Genomic DNA, 1,322 nt, shown 5'->3' on the forward strand with positions numbered 1-1,322 from the left:
GGCTCTTCACCGAATGCAGTGGAAAGACTTTCAACTGTGTTGAGCTAGGGTAATATCAGCACACCCTTTTCTATTATTCACCAGCCATGCAAGACACCGCGCTTTATCAATCCATTCTTGGACTCACTCACCCTTGGACTGTTTCATCGGTTGAGCTGAATGAATCTACCCAAACCATCACCGTGCGTGTTGACTATGACCGACGCTCATTAACGGCTTGCCCTTCTTGCGGTAAGGCGGTTCGTCGACACGATACTCGGCGTCGGATTTGGCGACATTTAGATACCTGTCAGTTTGAAACTCGCATTGAAGCTGAAGTACCTAGGGCTGATTGCCCAGAGCATGGAGTGCAAACACTTCAAGTGCCTTGGGCTGCCAGTAATAGCCGCTACACAGAGCTGTTTGAGACTCGCGTTATAGAGACGCTTAAAGTCAGTTCCCTATACGCGGTGAGTAAAACCTACCGGATTAGCTGGGGAGCTATTGACCGTATTATGGCACGAGCCGTTCAACGCGGTCTGACAGCAAGAACCTCCATTATTTACCAAGACTTACTGGTGGATGAAACCTCATTTAAGAAGGGTCGTGACTATGTCACGGTATTATCCAATCGTGATGGCCAGGTGATATCGGTTGAAGATGGAAGAGCAAGCTTCAGCCTATCAGCTTGCTTTAAAGCATTGCCCCTTGAATCAAAAATGGATACCCGGTCTATATCAATGGACATGAGCAGAGCGTATATAAACGCAGCATATGATTACTTTGGTGAGCGGGCTAAGCAAATGATAGCCATAGACCATTTTCATATCGCAAAAGTCCTGACTAAAGCGGTGAATGAAGTGAGAAAAAGCGAACTCATAGATTTGCCACACCATTTGAGAAGAGAATGTCACCAAACACGGTATGGATGGTTAAAACGAAATAGCCACCTGCATGGGACATTGAGAGAAAGAGTGAATGCGCTAGCCAAGATGATGCAAAACACTGGGCTGAGCTGGATATTTAAAGAACAAGCCAGAGCCATTTGGTATGGCAATGCAGCTAACGCTAAAGCGGCTTGGGATGACTGGTTAGCACTGATAGAGTTTAGTCAAATCAGGCCGATGATGACAGCAGCAGAAACCGTGAAAACGCACCTAAACGGCATCATGAATGCGATGCGTTATAAAGTATCAAATGGCTTGGCAGAAGCGATAAACGGAAACATCCAACGACTAAAAATACGCGCAATGGGTTTTAGAAATAAAGAACGCTTTAAGCGAGCCATTTTATTTCACTTTGGAGGGCTTGATATGACTTTCCACCAAGAACGGTGAAGAGCC

The 1,322-nt window shown here is 45.8% G+C and carries 1 protein-coding gene; it reads left to right on the forward strand.

Annotated elements, in window-relative coordinates:
- Positions 1-86: 86 nt before the first annotated feature.
- Positions 87-1,316, forward strand: coding sequence for an ISL3 family transposase (locus tag Q4592_RS21755; RefSeq protein WP_303516931.1), 1,230 nt, complete (start codon positions 87-89; stop codon positions 1,314-1,316).
- Positions 1,317-1,322: the final 6 nt, after the last annotated feature.

Origin of the sequence: Agarivorans sp. 1_MG-2023 (assembly GCF_030548385.1) — a bacterium.
Lineage (GTDB): Bacteria > Pseudomonadota > Gammaproteobacteria > Enterobacterales > Celerinatantimonadaceae > Agarivorans.